The 14,567-nt window shown below is 45.8% G+C and carries 11 protein-coding genes; 5 read left to right on the top strand and 6 right to left on the bottom strand.

Going from position 1 to position 14,567, the window contains the following annotated elements; genetic code table 11:
* Positions 1 to 480 precede the first annotated feature (480 nt).
* The 3 genes from HQ39_RS05655 to HQ39_RS05645 all read right to left on the bottom strand — a co-directional run bounded on the left by HQ39_RS05655 (position 481) and on the right by HQ39_RS05645 (position 4,457).
* Positions 481 to 1,425: a CapA family protein gene (locus HQ39_RS05655; protein WP_152565513.1), complete on the bottom strand. Its 945-nt coding sequence runs from the start codon at positions 1,423 to 1,425 to the stop codon at positions 481 to 483.
* On the bottom strand, positions 1,419 to 3,839 hold the full coding sequence (locus tag HQ39_RS05650) for a DUF3160 domain-containing protein (protein WP_036864435.1): 2,421 nt from the start codon (positions 3,837 to 3,839) through the stop codon (positions 1,419 to 1,421). The genes HQ39_RS05655 and HQ39_RS05650 overlap by 7 nt, the downstream gene beginning before the upstream one ends.
* Positions 3,840 to 3,908: 69 nt before the next feature.
* On the bottom strand, positions 3,909 to 4,457 hold the full coding sequence (locus tag HQ39_RS05645) for a nuclear receptor-binding factor 2 (protein ID WP_235317643.1): 549 nt from the start codon (positions 4,455 to 4,457) through the stop codon (positions 3,909 to 3,911).
* Positions 4,458 to 4,570: 113 nt separating this feature from the next.
* Here HQ39_RS05645 and gldE point away from each other — a divergent pair, with 113 nt between their 5' ends.
* The 3 genes from gldE to HQ39_RS05630 are packed head-to-tail and all read left to right on the top strand — an operon-like array spanning position 4,571 to position 6,930.
* The gene (gene gldE / locus HQ39_RS05640; protein WP_036792590.1) at positions 4,571 to 5,890 is read left to right on the top strand and encodes a gliding motility-associated protein GldE; all 1,320 of its coding nucleotides are present in this window, start codon (positions 4,571 to 4,573) and stop codon (positions 5,888 to 5,890) included.
* Positions 5,880 to 6,527, top strand: coding sequence for a 4'-phosphopantetheinyl transferase family protein (locus HQ39_RS09230; protein WP_052079469.1), 648 nt, complete (start codon positions 5,880 to 5,882; stop codon positions 6,525 to 6,527). Before gldE ends, HQ39_RS09230 begins: the two co-directional genes overlap by 11 nt.
* A 22-nt stretch (positions 6,528 to 6,549) precedes the next feature.
* Positions 6,550 to 6,930, top strand: a complete 381-nt coding sequence (locus HQ39_RS05630; protein ID WP_036864432.1) for a VOC family protein — start codon at positions 6,550 to 6,552, stop codon at positions 6,928 to 6,930.
* A gap of 690 nt (positions 6,931 to 7,620) precedes the next feature.
* Here HQ39_RS05630 and mgtE read toward each other — a convergent pair.
* Both mgtE and rsmA read right to left on the bottom strand, forming a co-directional pair.
* Entirely contained in the window at positions 7,621 to 8,982 is a 1,362-nt protein-coding gene (gene mgtE / locus HQ39_RS05625) for a magnesium transporter (RefSeq protein WP_036848386.1), read from the bottom strand.
* Positions 8,979 to 9,806 carry a 16S rRNA (adenine(1518)-N(6)/adenine(1519)-N(6))-dimethyltransferase RsmA gene (rsmA, locus tag HQ39_RS05620; protein WP_036864430.1) on the bottom strand — a complete coding sequence of 276 codons (828 nt, stop codon included), beginning with the start codon at positions 9,804 to 9,806 and terminating at the stop codon, positions 8,979 to 8,981. Before rsmA ends, mgtE begins: the two co-directional genes overlap by 4 nt.
* Positions 9,807 to 9,880: 74 nt before the next feature.
* On the opposite strand from rsmA, the gene HQ39_RS05615 reads away from it, so the two are divergent.
* Positions 9,881 to 10,897, top strand: a complete 1,017-nt coding sequence (locus HQ39_RS05615) for a lysylphosphatidylglycerol synthase transmembrane domain-containing protein (RefSeq protein WP_036864422.1) — start codon at positions 9,881 to 9,883, stop codon at positions 10,895 to 10,897.
* Between the two features lie 70 nt (positions 10,898 to 10,967).
* Here the strand turns inward: HQ39_RS05615 and HQ39_RS05610 are convergent, their stop codons facing one another.
* Positions 10,968 to 12,650 carry a nucleoside kinase gene (locus tag HQ39_RS05610; protein WP_052079467.1) on the bottom strand — a complete coding sequence of 561 codons (1,683 nt, stop codon included), beginning with the start codon at positions 12,648 to 12,650 and terminating at the stop codon, positions 10,968 to 10,970.
* Between the two features lie 98 nt (positions 12,651 to 12,748).
* Between HQ39_RS05610 and HQ39_RS05605 the strand changes: the two genes are divergently transcribed.
* Positions 12,749 to 14,560 (top strand): Na/Pi cotransporter family protein, encoded by a 1,812-nt coding sequence (locus HQ39_RS05605; protein ID WP_036864421.1) that lies wholly within the window; start codon positions 12,749 to 12,751, stop codon positions 14,558 to 14,560.
* The last annotated feature ends 7 nt before the right edge of the window (positions 14,561 to 14,567 follow it).

Below are 14,567 nucleotides of genomic sequence, written 5' to 3'. Positions count from 1 at the left end.
AAACGAGCATATTTTGTCGGCTTAACGTGTTTAATTTTTCAGTGAACACGTTTACCGATTTCATTAAACACGTTTACCGGATTCGATAAACGTATTTAGATTTTTATCGAAAAGGGTTGATTGTCAGAGTTTTACTGATTTTTCCCTGATTTTGCCCCTTTTCGGGGCGATTTTAACATTGATCTTTATTAACAGACGGCAGCTCTAAAATGGCTGTTTATTAACCAAAATTATGCCCATGAATCCGTCCGAGGGGAAAAAAGTTTGAGAATCGGGCTCTTTTATATTCTGTTGGTTATGAATAGAATACGGACTTTATGCTTCGTGATGACCTGAAAAGAGGAGAAAGCGGAGGGGAAAAATCGCCTTCCCGGACGGCTTCCGTCTTTGTATAAAAACTACCTAAAAATTTCTCCAATGATGTCCGCCAATCACTCCGGCAAGAGAAAAATGTGAGCCGAAACGAGAGAAGGAAAAGGTTTAGAGAGAAGAGGGGGTAGAGCTTGTAAGGGTAGGTTTGCAGTCTACAATCTTCACATCGTAGGTGTGGCAGGATATGCCGTTGGGAGAGAAGTCGAATCTCACAATGAGTGAGGTCGATTCCTGCTCGCCTTTATGGTCAAAAACAAAGTTGCCCAAGCTGTAACAGATGTACATCTTTCCTCTTTTGCGGATCGGCTGGAGTACGTGCGGATGGTGTCCCACAATGATATCCGCTCCTGCCTGTAAAAGGATTCGAGCATCCCTTACCTGCCTTACGGAGGGACGTGTCCGGTACTCTACGCCCCAGTGTACCACTACCGCAACATAGGCTTTCGGGTTTCTGCTTTTGTATGCCTGTATCGCTTCGGAGAGCCTGGAAGCACTATGTTGGCATATTCCCGGCTTTTCTGGCAGAGGAAACCACCCTTCCAACGGGATGAGTACCGTATTGAAGAGTGCCACTTTTACCTCTCCTTTGCTGATGACAACAGGAGTGGAGCGTTCGGCATCCGTGTATCCGTAGCCGAGCGGAGCTATGCCCGATGCTTTGAGATGCCTGTAAGTGTCTCGAATGCCTCCGATTCCCTGATCGTTGGTGTGGTTATTCGCCATCGCGGCGTGCGTGATACCTGCTTTTGCCAGAGCCTTTGCCCACTCCGGCTCTCCTCGGAAGATGAACCGCTTGTTTATCGGTGTGCGAAGAGTGGTTAAGGGGCATTCCAGATTGATCACCGTGGCATCCGCCTTATAAAACAGAGGAGAGACCGATGAGAAAAGCTCATCGATCCCTCTTCTTTCTATCTCTTTCCTTACGCCTCTATCCAGCAGGACATCGCCCGTAAAGAGTATGGAGAGAGTCTCCTCTCCGGATGTTTGGGCTGCTATTGTCATAGAGGCGGAGAGCAGCAGGCATACTATGTTCAGGATGGCTCTTGTCAGCATCCGGAGCTGTACTGTTCTCTGTCGTCAGATTTAGGAGCTTTGCCCACCACGAGAGGCTTCATCCAATCCGGTATGCCTGGAGCTTTCTCCTCTTCAAGTAGTTTTTGCCACTCTTCATCAGTGAGTCGTTCGTTGAGCGGACGCACAAACTCATAGTAGCTGAAGGTGGCACCGCGTGTGAGATAAAGGAATCCGTCTATCTCCACTACGACATAGATAGGATTGACATAGCCTGTACCCACGTGCAATACACCTTGTTTGTTACATTCCAGTACATTGCGAGTATAGATGTCTGCCACAACCGCAACGGAGCGATCGGGACCTTTTACATAGGTCCAAGAACTAAAAAACGTTCCCGGATCCAATATCGACAGGGTATAGTCCTCTATGTAGCTTCCCAAAACCCCTATCATCAGGTGGTCGTTTTCTGTCAGGTTTTCTCCTGCAAGCTCTTTCTTGGTTACATCTATGAGGAACAGGATGTGTCCTTGAAGCTGATCTGTTTTCGACTCTAAATCTTTGGTAAGACAGTTGTGCTTCTCAAGCAACGCTTTCGTTACATCCAGGATCTCATTCATCTTCTCCCAGAAAGGAAGGTTGGGCTCTACATATCCTTTGACGTAAGGGTCCGGAAGACCGCCTCCACCGCATTCGGCAGCAACCGGTTGCTCTCCATAGAGAATGGCATCGTGCTTCAGCTCTGCCCATGAAGCCAATGCTGTGTTGAGGTTCTTGTATCCCCACTCCTTGGTCTTCATGAAGTCCGGAACATTTTTGTCCATACGTACCATTGTAAACAGCGATTCCAACCATCTGTTGTATAGCGGTGGCTCTGCCGGTTTGTAGGTGCGGAATTTCTCTTTAAGGCTATCCAACTCGCCGGAGTAACCGCTCCACATCTCCTCTTCTTTATAGAAGTTTTTCAGAATATCCTCTGCTTGCGTCAAGCCGTTAGCAGCGAAAACATCAAGGCCTTTAGGGAATGCTCTCTTGCTATCAGGGGTTATATCCACCAATTCTTGCAGGATCTCGTTGTCGGGGAGATAGCGTTGAGGCATGAAGTTGATCTTATCATGGCAAGTAAGTTCTATCTTCGGCGAAATCTTGTTCTTCTGTAATGCAAGAGATTTCATCTCTTTACGGATTGTGGCAATGCCCTCTGCACTTAATGCTTCACCCATTTTTGAGATGTTTTTCTTACGCATGATACCGACAACATCCATGACGGAGAGGTTGTCCGACTCACCTACGAGGAATACCGTTTGGCTATACATGCCATCATAGAGGGCTTCGATAGATTTGCCCTCTCTGGTTTTGCTGTCTCTTAAAAGGATCGCTTGAAAGAGTGTTTTCTCAAAGTCTTCATCGCCATCGAGGCAGAAGTAGGCAACTTGCAGCCACATCATTGCACGGAAATAGGCTTTGGTCTGCTCCGAACGTGTATAATTGCCCCTTGGTTTGAATAAATCGAATGGGAAATCCGCACCTGTGGCAAGAAAAGCCGACATGGAGCTTTTCTCTTTGAGTATATTTTTGATCTCTTCTGCTACGGCATTTTCATATTTTTCCGCTACCGGCAGTTTTTCTCCCGTTAGAAGATAGTACGGAATAGCGTAGAACGCTGCGGTGTATTCTGCCAGTGCTTTTATTTTCTCTTCTCCCGTCTCCTTTGAAATGCGTGTGGCATTTCTGTACATGCTTTCGGAGATTTCTGTTATGGCAGGTATGAAGATCTCTTTTTCCAGAGACTTCAGCACATAAGAGAAGTACATGTGGAAGGTTTGCAGGAAAAGATCGGTGGTGATAAAGCTTGGGATGTTCTCATAGTCGTTCTGTTCGTACAGATGGAACAGCTGTTCGTGCGTGCCGTAAGCGATGGTAAAGTTGAAAGCTTCAAGGTTCTTCATGAACAGGGAATCCACTTCGGGAAACTGCCGATCGTTTACGATCATTTTGGTCTTGCCCAAACGAAGATTGCCTTTGACTATGTATTGCTCTTTTTTAAGCTCCTCTATCCGCTTATCCACTCTGGCAACAAAAGCGGCTTCTTCGGGAGAGAGCGTGATATCGCTGTACTCTGTCGGGAAGTGTGTGCCGTTCTCTTCGGACTGTTCAAAGGCCTCTTCGTACAGTTTGGTGTACCAGTCGGTGCTGCTTGAGAAGAATCCGTTGATGTTTGCATCCATGAAGTAGAGTCCGTGAATGGCATACGGATAGTTTCGCAATAGCAACAATTCCTCCATTGTATAGGCTTCGATCTCTTGATTAAGGTCTAATGAGCGTGGCAGCATAGAATCCCCAAAAAATGGGACACTCTTTTCCGCCGGAGTCTCACCGCTATTTTCTTTTTTTGAAGTACATCCTCCGATGGCAATGACAAGTATCAGACAGATGACAGATGCTAATTTTTTCATGAGGTTATAGTTTAAAAATGTATGTTTAAGCCGTTTGTTGTTTGGGTGGTATGGGGCAGAAACTCTTTCTTACAAGATCTTTTTTGCCTCCTCTTCCGTTATCTCTCGCGCGATGTAAGAAACAAATTTGAGACCGAAGCCCCTCCACTGATATTCTGAAACCAAATAACTGCCCGAAGGCTCCTGCTCTATCGTTCGCACACGAGCAGGAGAACAACTCCTGTCTACACGGAAATCGTACAGAGGACCACCCATTCGGGAGCCGAGCCAAAGGGGACGGATATAAAGATTGTCTGCAATGCGATACAAGAATAGACGCTTACGCACGACAGGGTCGAATCTTGTACTTTTTTCTACACCCACTACTATCTCCGGAGTGGAATCGCCCCAAATATCGCCGTAATCGAATCTGTAAACCGGATAAGGCAGGTCCCACGAGGAGCGGTTGCCTCTACAGTTTACCATGTGAAGCTTGTAGTTGGAGTCTGTAATCCTTTCCAAGTAGACCTGTGAGCGTCCCCGTCCCTCTCTCCAACTTACTCTGTCTGCCTGCCGACCGCATGAAGCAACGAGAAGAAGCATCAAGAGAGGCAACATTGTATGGATAGTTCTGCCCATTGTATGTGTTGTGTGGTGTTTCGATACAAATATAGATATTTTACTGCTTTCAATTCGGGTTATCCCTTTTTTTGTATCTTAGCGCAGCAAACCAATACATCACAAAAGTTTACGTGGACCCTGACGGTAGTTTATCCTCGCTTTTTTCAGCCATAGAGGTAATGCCACTCTCTTTGGTTATATACATCGCAATAGCTATAAGTATTCTGCTACTCTTTCTTTCGGCATTCATGTCCGGCTCCGAAGTGGCATTCTTCTCACTCTCTCCTCAAGAAGTGGAAGAGATAAAGGAGCAAAAACACACCAATGATCATACTCTGGAACATCTTCTGAGAGACTCCGAACATCTTTTGGGCACTATCCTAATCGGCAATAACCTTGTCAATGTGGCTATCGTGATGCTCACCACTTATATCTTTCAGAGTGTTTTCGACTTCTCCGCAGCACCTATGATGGGATTTCTGTTCCAGGTCATAGGTCTTACTTTTTTGCTTCTGCTGTTCGGAGAGATCCTGCCCAAGATATACTGCCAACAGCGTGCGTTGCAGATTGCAAGGTCTTCTGCTCCCGTAATGGCTGTCTTTAAGAAGATCTTCTATCCGCTGAGTAAATTTCTTGTTTATCTCGGATCCATTGTGGGCAAAGGCATTGGGTACAAGAAGTATGAGCTGAGTCCCGAAGAGCTGAACAAGGCTATTCAGCTCACCACAGATGCTGAAGAGGAGAAGGGACTACTGACCGAGATTGTAAAATTTTACAGTACCACCGTCTCTCATGTTATGACACCTCGCATGGATATGGTGAGTCTTCCTTACAATACACCTTATGACGAGGTTCTCTCATTCGTGAAAGAGAACGGATATTCCCGCATCCCGGTGTACGAAGAACGCATTGACAACGTGCGCGGCATCCTCTATATCAAAGATCTGCTTCCTCATCTTTCCGAGCCTGCCACCTTTGAATGGCAGAAGATCATAAGGGAAGCATTTTTTGTACCGGAGACAAAGAAGATCGACGATCTCTTGGAGGAGTTTCGCCGTCAGCGGATGCACATGGCTATTGTCGTGGATGAGTTTGGCGGTACATGCGGTCTTGTTACGCTCGAAGACCTTCTTGAGGAGGTTTTGGGTGAGATCTCCGATGAGTATGATGAGGAAAGCAAGCCTTACAAAATATTGAATGACGGTTCGATCATCTTTGATGCCAAAATCTCTCTTACCGATTTTCTCAAGGTAACAAAGATTACAGACCCCGATATATTGGAGCAGGGAGAAGAGGTCGATACCTTAGGCGGTCTCATCTTGGAGGCTAAAGGAGATTTTCCGGTAAAGGGAGAGACAATCTCCGTACCGCCGTACAACTTCATGATATTGGAGATGGGACGGAGACGTATATCCAAAGTAAAATTCTTCCAAGACCCTGATGTGGAATAGTCCGGAGGAGAAAGAGAGACGCATTTTCATCACAAAGATTCCGGATGAATCTTTAGGCGAACGCCGTGAATGGCAGGCGTTCAGGCATCGGACGGCTCAGCAGCTTCTGCGGTATGCTTTTCCCGGACTGACGGAGCGTTATGCTCACTTGGAGTCGGGGCGTCCTTTTGTTCCGGAGATGCCGGAGTGTCGTATCTCTGTGTCGCACTCGCTGCATCATGTTGCCGTTGCTGTTTCTTTTACAGGGCCGGTTTCGGGGATAGACATAGAGGATAATCCCGAACGGGCAGAACGGCTTGCAGAGAAGTTTGTCCACGAGCAGGAGTACGCTTTTATCGAGAAAGAAGAGCTCTCTTTCGGTATATTGTGGTCGGCAAAAGAGGCTGTCTATAAGTATGTGAGCCATAGAGGGCTGACGGAGTTCAAGAACAGAATCATATTGCAGAGAGTCCTTTCCGCAGCACCATTGCGGCTGCTTTTCTTTGCATCCCCCTCAGGGGAGAAGCCTCCTCTGTCTGTGGAAGCAACGGCAATACCTTTGGATAACGGAGTATTGGTATGGGCGGATAAGCCTGAGAGTGCATCGCCCGGCATCGTTCAAGTACCATTCGAGACAATATCTTCAATCACAGTATAAACTAATACCAAATATTTATCACATGATTTCTGCACAGTTCGACCATTTTAACTATAACGTAACAGACTTGGAGCTCAGTCTGAAGTTTTATGAACAGGCTCTCGGCCTGAAAGAAGTACGTAGAAAAGAGGCATCCGACGGCTCTTTCATCCTTGTTTATCTTGGGGATGGCAAGACCGGATTTACGCTTGAGCTGACATGGTTAAGAGATTGGGACAGACCCTATAATCTGGGTGATAACGAGTTTCATCTCTGCGTAAGAGTTCCGGGAGACTACGATGAAGCAAGAGAGTATCACCGTCAGATGGACTGCATCTGCTACGAAAACGAATCCATGGGTCTCTACTTCATTTCCGACCCCGACGGATACTGGATAGAAATCCTTCCTCTTAAGAGGGGCTGACCTCTTGTGTAAGCCTTTTTCCCGCACCTTTAAGAAGCCCTTTTCGGAGGGCTTTTTTTATATATTCCATCCCGAAAAATGCTCACTTTTTTCTTGTTCTCTATTTTGGTCGGAGGGGTCATTTCCGGAGCACGACCGGACTGTTAAATTCGCCCCGGTTTGTTAACACCATTTTCGATACCTGTTCATTCAAAACGATAAAGCAGTATATTTTGTCGGCTTAAAGTATTAACCGAAATCAATAAACGTGTTTACCGATTTCATTTAATACGTTTACCGGATTCAATTAACGTGTTTAGAATTTTTGTTCTATCTGTTGATTATTAGAGATTTAGCCGTTTTTGTGCTTTTGGAGACATAAAAAGGAGAAAATCTGCATTAGGATATGTTTACAGACGAGTGCTTCGATTTTGATTTTTATTAACGCGAATTTGGGGCATGAAACCGCACAAAGAGAGAGCCGATGCCAAATTTAAGATTTTCATTATCTGCTTTATTGTCAGATGATTATTCCTTTTAATGAAATGTTTCATCAAAAAACAGCAGAAAAAAGAGACGCCTCAAGAGAGATTTCTCAAGAGGCGTTTTTATATAAAAGCTCCCATCGGAAGGGGGGCATAATTCTGACCAAAATCGGAACAAAAAAGAGGTGAAAAAGAGTCTCTCCACTGCTCTTCCAAACTGCTGCCGTTATGCAAGGAAATAGGAGGTAAGCATGGAGGTAACCAACATATAGATAAACATACCTATAAGGTCGTTGCTGATGGTGATGAACGGACCCGTTGCTCTTGCAGGGTCAAGCTTGAATCTCTCCAGCATCAAAGGGACAAATGTGCCGAATATACTCGCAAACATGACCACGGAAAAGAGAGAAATGGAGACCGATGCCATTACGATCATATCTTTGAGATAGAAGTAGTTGTACACAAATACGACCAAAGAGATGATGCTGGCGTTGATCAATGAGACGGCAATCTCCTTTGTTACAAGGCTCCAAAGCGATCCCTCCTTGATGGTATTGTTGGCAAGACCTTGCACGATGATTGCCGAAGATTGTATCCCGACGTTTCCTCCCGTTCCCCCGATAAGCGGAATGAAGAGCGGTAGCGTAGGATTGGAAGCAAAGATATGCTCATAACCGCCGAGGATGACGGAGTTGCCTATCCCTCCTGCCATACCTATCAGCAGCCACGGCAGGCGTGCAGCGGTTTGGCGAACGATGTTGTCCGTTGTCTCGATGTCTTGCGTGATACCGGATGCAAGTTGGTAATCCTTTTCATGAATATCGCGCATCTTGTCCACGACATCGTCCACGGTGATGATCCCTAAGAGTCTGTCTATCTCGTCTACTACGGGAACAGCTACCAAGTCGTACTTTTCGATCACGTTGATGGCCTCTTCTATCGGTTCATTGTCCCGGACGGAGATAGGATCTTTCTTCATCACGTGCTTCACTTTGGCAACGGACGGGTTGGTGATTACCTTCTTTATGGGCAGCACTCCACGCAGTCTCTCCTGATCGTCCACCACGTAGATGTAATAAATTTCATTCAACTCTTCTGCCTGCGCACGCATCTCTTCCACGCACTTGGGCATACTCCAGTTTTCATTTATCACGATCATTTCGGTGGACATGAAGCCCCCGGCTGTGTCTTCATCGTACTTCAAGAGGTCGATGATCTCGCCCGCCTGCTCTACGTCCGCGATGTGAGAGAGGATGTCTTCCTTTTGGTCTTCGTCCAGCTCACGCATGAGATCCACCGCATCGTCGGTATCCATGTTGTCGATAAAGGTTGTGGCGATCTCTTCACTGGAAAGACGGTCGAGGATTTTAGCACGTTCGTCCTCGTCCAGCTCCATCAGCGCATCCGCCGCATCCTCTCCTTCCAGAACCCGATAGACGTACAGCGTCTCGTCCAAAGAGAGCAGCGTGAAAAGCTCGGCAATGTCGGCAGGGTAAAGATCCTTTATAAGCTCTTTTACGGCTGCTTTATTGTCTTGGCTTATCTCTTTTGTTAGCTCCTCTATAAAGCTTTTTTGAAAGTCTATCATAGGTCTGAGCAAGTTTTAGAACCCTGTGTCTCTGCACTCTGTTGCGATAGAATGTGAGGTGTGAGGCGGAGGGTTAGAGTTATGAAATCTTCTACACTGAGCTGCTCCGGGCGTTTGTTAAAAACAGGATCTGCATAGTCGGGATAGTCTGTTCCGAGAAGAGGACGAAGAGAATTGCGCATCGTCTTTCTGCGTTGATTGAATGCCGTCTTGACCAGTCTACGGAACATCTTTTCGTCGCATCCCAACTCTTTCCTGCCGTTGCGGCGTAAGATGATTACGCCGCTCTGCACTTTCGGAGGTGGTAGAAACACTTCGCGTCCGACGGTGAAAAGATACTCGACATCGTACCACGCTTGCAGGAAGACGCTCAGAATACCGTAATCTTTCGACCCGGGAGGGGATGCCAACCGCTCTGCCACCTCTTTTTGGAGCATGCCGCTACATAGCGGGATGTACTCTTTATGCTCTAAAATCTTGAAGAAGATCTGTGAGGATATGTTGTAGGGGTAGTTGCCGATGACGGCAAACGACTCTCCGTCGAAAATGAGGGAGAGATCCATCTGCAAGAAATCGCCTTCGATGATGTCTCCTTCCAGCGAAGGATAGTGCGTTTTGAGGTAAGAGACGGACTCTGTATCTATTTCTGCGACTTTTACCTGCCTTCCCATCCGGAGGAGATACTTCGTAAGCACTCCCATACCGGGTCCTACTTCCAAAATGGGAAGCGGACTGCCGGACATCGTCTCGGCTATGCGGTAGGCGATATCTTCGTCTCGAAGGAAGTGTTGTCCCAAATATTTTTTTGCTCTTACGCTCTTCATCTTATTTGGTATCTTTGCGCAGTAATAGGACAAAATTACAAAAAAGCCGCTTATGCGGCTATATAAAAAGAGATATGACTATAAGACCGGCTTTCAAAAAGAGCTTGAAGGTGTTGCTGCCACTCTTTCTTGGAATTTTTATTTTTTGGTTGCTCTACCGCGATCTCGAAAAGCAAGAACTCTTGAAGACATTGAGAGAAGATATAGACTATGCTGTGCTTGCTTTCTCTCTGCTATTCGGACTTGCTGCCAATATCTTTCGGGGCATGAGGTGGAACTTGCTTATTCGGGCAACAAACGAGGCTCCCCGCATGGCTCATTCGATACTCACAACATTGGGCAACTATGCTGTGAATATGGCTTTTCCCCGTATGGGTGAAGTGTGGAGGTGCGGAGCGATGTCTCAATATTCGGGTATAGGATTCTCCAAACTCTTGGGTACACTTCTTGTCGACAGGGTTTCGGATGTTGTGGTGGTAGGTCTGCTCGTGGTGCTGATGCTGGGATACAATTTGGATTTCTTCTCCGGATTTTTCTCGTCTTCCCCGTCAGGCTCAAGCGGTATCTTGGCTCTCCTCTCATCCGTGTGGCTGTATGTCGGACTGTTGGCTTTTATCCTCCTTTGCGGGGTGCTCTACTACTTTACCAGAGAGTCCGCTTTTGTGAAAAAGATCAAGGAGTTTGCCCTGAATGTGTGGAAAGGGATATTGAGCATCAAAGATCTGGATAAGAAATGGCTCTTCCTGCTGTACACGCTTTTGATATGGGTAGGATATTTCTGCTTTTTCTATACAACGTTTTATGCTTTCCCGTTCACACGAGAGCTTGGACCGGGGATAGGTCTGCTCACATTTACGATGAGCAGCATTGCTGTGGCGGCTCCCGTTCAGGCTGGTATAGGAGCATGGCACTTTATGGTTATAGTTACCTTGACCTCTTTTGCTGTTGCACGGGAGAGCGCGGAGCAGTTTGCCCTCATTGTGCACACCATACAGACGCTGTGGATAACCATTTGCGGACTTGTGGCAATATTCCTCCTGCCTCTCTATTCTGCCAACAAGAGCCGAAAGATGCGTGAGAAGGAGATTTGAAATCTGTTATAGGGATAGAAAAAGGGACTGCATCCGGATGATGTAGTCCCTTTTTTATGGTAGAGTGAACTTAGTACTTGAAGCTGCTTCCCCCGATAAACTCTCTTAGCAGAGAGGTTGGAGGCAGAGAGCGCAGCCCTATCGGCTCGAAGTGCGAAAGCAGATGCAGCAATCTCTGTGCCTCGGCATACTCCGGCTCGATCTGTTTGACGGCTCGAAGTATAGGCTCTGCAATGGGGCGAAGAGCTGCCAACTCGTACAGCATGGCACTGTTGAACATAACATCTGCATTCTCCTGGAAGGGGAATATCCACTTCTCTTCTCCTCTTCTTACACTGTTCCACATGGCAAGTGTATGTACTGCGCTGTGGTTACGATACTTTGAGTCCCGGATGATTCTCCTTATCAGTCTGTTGTCCGAAGTGGATAGGAAGTTGAGACGATCCAGTGTAATGCTGGTCAGTGCCGATACATATATTCTATAAATCTTCTCTTGAGGAATTTGGGATGTCAGCTCCGGATTGAGAGCGTGAATGCCTTCGATGATCAGGATATGCTCTTTCCCCAGTTTCAGTTTATTGCCTTTGAACACTCTCGAACCGGTGGTGAAGTCGAAAGTGGGAAGCTCTACCTCTTCTCCTGCAACGATTTTGGTAAGTGTCTCATTCAGGTATGGCAAATCCAAGGCATAGATACTCTCGAAGTCGTATGTGCCGTCTTCGTTCAGAGGAGTCTCTTCTCTATTGACAAAGAAGTCGTCCAACGAAAGAGTGAATGGGCGCAGAAGATTGGTGATAAGCTGGGTCCTCAGACGTTTTGATGTTGTTGTCTTGCCCGAAGAAGATGGTCCGGCAATGAGAACAATCCTTACTCCTCTTTCTGCATGAAGTGATGAGATCTCCTGTGCAATATCGGCAATCTGCTTCTCTTGCATCGCTTCCGATACCTGTACAAGCTCTGCGGCCGTGTCTTTGTCTCTAAGCAGACAGTTCATCGGTCCGGCTTCTTCGACATCCAGAGTCCGAAGAAGTTCGATGTGATTCTTGAATGTTTCGAGAAGTTTTGGCTGGTTGGTCTTTTCGTTGATCTCTTTGTGATTGGATCTTTTAGGCAGACGGATCAATATCCCATCCTGAAAAGGCTCTAAGATAAAATCCCAAAGCATACTTGTATTCGGTAAAACGTTTCCGAAGATATAGTCTCTATGACCTTCTATTTCCACTAAAGGCGTGTAGCATCGACCAAGTGTCCGTATCATCTCTGCCGTTGATGCTTCTCCACGTTGTTCGAGATACTCTATGGCAGAATCCGTAGGCATGGAGATGATATTTATAGGGAGAGCCCGCTTTATCAGAGATCTCATTTCTTGGCTTAGTGCCTCAACCTCAGAAGCAGTAGGTGTATTCTCTCTTGATCCCCAAGCACAATAATATCCGTTGGATATGGCATGCTCGAAGTCTATTCTCGGATCTCTTAAGTCCGAAAGGTTTACCGCTGCTCTACTCAATAACGCAATAAATGTTCGGAGATAGGTTCTCATCCCGGACTCTTGAGTGTAGTCCACAAAGCTGATGTTACACTCTTCGTAAAGAGGTTCTGCTAAAGAAACGGTCTTATGGTTTATCTGGGCATTCATTATCGGAGCACTCATCGGCTCCATATATTGGTTGAAAATTTCGAGAGGAGTAATCCCCTTCGGAACTGATATACTTCTATTTTTTTGAGATAAAACGATGTTTAATCTGCTATTCATTTCTATACTCGGTTTTTTTTGATTTATTTTGTACAAAGGTAAAGATAGCGAAAAACTTATTTACTACTTCTGCTTCTAATATTCTAAGCTACATAAACATGAATTTTGGTTTTTTTCAAATACTTCAACTCATAGGATCTTTGGGTATATTCCTTTATGGGATGAAGGTAATGAGTGAAGGATTGCAAAAGATAGCCGGAGACAGGTTGCGCAATTTCCTTTCTGCCATGACGAGTAACCGGGTCTTTGGAATCTTTACCGGTTTGCTCATAACTATTTTAGTGCAGTCTTCCAGTGCTACAACCCTTATGGTTGTATCGTTTGCCAATGCCGGGCTTGTTACATTGGGGCAGGCAATCTCCGTTATCATGGGGGCAAATATCGGTACTACCGTTACGGCGTGGGTCATTTCTCTCTTTGGCTTTAAGATAGATATTGCCACTTATGCAGTACCCATCGTTGCTCTCAGTATCCCTTTTATCTTTTCGGGAAAGAGTAATAGGAAGTCTTGGGGAGAGTTTATCATAGGTTTTGCTTTCCTGTTCATTGGCTTGCAGTATCTCAAAGACAGTGTACCCGATCTCAAGAATCACCCTCAGGCATTGGAGTTTCTAAAGGATTATGCTTCCGGTGGATTCGGATCGACAATCCTGTTTATGTTTATCGGAACCATCCTTACCGTGGTGGTTCAATCCTCCAGTGCAACTGTTGCAATAACACTTATCATGTGTTCTAAAGGCTGGATCTCTTTCGAGCTTGCCACTGCAATGGTTTTGGGAGAGAATATCGGAACAACCATTACCGCAAATATCGCAGCGATCGGAGCCAATGTTACCGCACGTCGTACAGCCATAGCCCACTTGCTGTTCAATGTCTTTGGGGTTCTTTTTGCCCTTATATTCTTTACGCCATTCATCAAGCTGGTTGTCCATATTATTTCCAACTACGGGCCGGGCGATCCAAGAATGCTATTCAACTTCCTTGCAGAGTTAGGGCCGGAGCGAGCAGCACTATTGGAGACCGATATCAGTCAGATTTCAGACCCGGCTCTATTGCAGGATATTGAGATGCGGAACACGGGCATAACAGCTGTTTCTTTCGGTCTATCTCTATTCCACTCGCTGTTTAATGTTTTCAACGTCTTGATCATGATATGGTTTGTAAATGTTTATGTTTACATCTGTCGCAAGATTATTCCTGATAAAAAGCAGAAGAGCAAGGGCGAGGAGTTCCAGTTGAAATATATATCATTCGGTATGCTTTCCACTGCGGAGCTTTCCATTGCACAGGCTCAGAAAGAGATGGCAGTATTTGGAGAGCGCACATCACGCATGCTCGATATGGTAAAAGAGCTGGTTGTGGAGGAAGATGAAGAGAAATTTGCAGAGACCTACAATCGTGTTGAGAAGTATGAAAACATCTGCGACCGTATGGAACTGGAGATTGCAAACTATCTCTCTAAGGTAAGTGAAGGTCGGTTGAGTGCCGAAGGTAAGGAACATATTCGCAACATCATACGTGCCGTAACAGAGATAGAAAGTATCGGCGACTCTTGCTACAATCTTGCCAAGAACATTAAGCGGAGAGAAGATCATAAAGCCAATTCCACGCCTCAGATGCAAAAGAATATCTTGCATCTTTTGGATCTGAACGCCAAGGCTCTCCAGCGGATGAACTTTATACTATCGAAGTCTGAAGTACAACCGGATGACGCATTGGAGTCATACAATATCGAAAATGCAATAAACAACTTCCGCAATGATGTTCAGATCAGTAGTCTTGATGAGATAAACTCTAAAGAATATACTTATCAGGAGGGAGTTTACTACCACGACATCATTAACGAGGGAGAACGTTTGGGCGACTATATTCTTAATGTAGTACAAGCAGTGGTAGAAAAGAGATTTTAATCGGAAC

Origin of the sequence: Porphyromonas sp. COT-108 OH2963 (assembly GCF_000768895.1) — a bacterium.
Classification (GTDB): Bacteria; Bacteroidota; Bacteroidia; order Bacteroidales; family Porphyromonadaceae; genus Porphyromonas_A; species Porphyromonas_A canoris.
Note: the sequence above shows the minus strand (reverse complement) of the source record. Positions and strands in the feature narration are given on the sequence as shown.

Excerpts from the sequence above, each read along its gene's own strand:
- HQ39_RS05655 (WP_152565513.1), bottom strand. The coding sequence starts at position 1,425 with ATGCTGACAAGAGCCATCCTGAACATAGTATGCCTGCTGCTCTCCGCC.
- HQ39_RS05650 (WP_036864435.1), bottom strand. The coding sequence starts at position 3,839 with ATGAAAAAATTAGCATCTGTCATCTGTCTGATACTTGTCATTGCCATC.
- HQ39_RS05645 (WP_235317643.1), bottom strand. The coding sequence starts at position 4,457 with ATGGGCAGAACTATCCATACAATGTTGCCTCTCTTGATGCTTCTTCTC.
- HQ39_RS09230 (WP_052079469.1), top strand. The coding sequence starts at position 5,880 with ATGTGGAATAGTCCGGAGGAGAAAGAGAGACGCATTTTCATCACAAAG.
- HQ39_RS05630 (WP_036864432.1), top strand. The coding sequence starts at position 6,550 with ATGATTTCTGCACAGTTCGACCATTTTAACTATAACGTAACAGACTTG.
- mgtE (WP_036848386.1), bottom strand. The coding sequence starts at position 8,982 with ATGATAGACTTTCAAAAAAGCTTTATAGAGGAGCTAACAAAAGAGATA.
- rsmA (WP_036864430.1), bottom strand. The coding sequence starts at position 9,806 with ATGAAGAGCGTAAGAGCAAAAAAATATTTGGGACAACACTTCCTTCGA.
- HQ39_RS05615 (WP_036864422.1), top strand. The coding sequence starts at position 9,881 with ATGACTATAAGACCGGCTTTCAAAAAGAGCTTGAAGGTGTTGCTGCCA.
- HQ39_RS05610 (WP_052079467.1), bottom strand. The coding sequence starts at position 12,650 with ATGAATAGCAGATTAAACATCGTTTTATCTCAAAAAAATAGAAGTATA.
- HQ39_RS05605 (WP_036864421.1), top strand. The coding sequence starts at position 12,749 with ATGAATTTTGGTTTTTTTCAAATACTTCAACTCATAGGATCTTTGGGT.